Annotated in this window: 1 protein-coding gene; it reads right to left on the bottom strand. The window is 62.7% G+C overall.

What is annotated here, in order from left to right:
• On the bottom strand, positions 1-143 hold a 143-nt coding region (locus tag HA630_RS26745), incomplete at its 3' end, for an NADH-quinone oxidoreductase subunit K (RefSeq protein WP_208299896.1).
• Between the last annotated feature and the right edge of the window lie 98 nt (positions 144-241).

Here is a 241-nt window from a genome sequence, read left to right as displayed (position 1 = left end):
AAGTTCATGTTGACCGCCAGCAGCATCAGCTCGATGGCCATCAGCAGCACGATCAGGTTCTTGCGGTTCAGGAAAATGCCGACCACGGAGAGCGCGAACAGCACCGCGCCCAGCGACAGGAAATGCCCCAATGTCAGACTCATGGTGTCTGGCCCTCCTCGTTCGACGGCTGTGCGACGGCTTTCGGGGTGGCGGCGAGCGACACCACCGTCAGCCGGTCTTCGGCCTTGACCCGCACCTG

The organism is Aquabacterium sp. A08 (genome assembly GCF_011742065.1).
The sequence above is the reverse complement of the archived record's forward strand: the minus strand, read 5'-3'. Positions and strand labels throughout refer to the sequence as shown.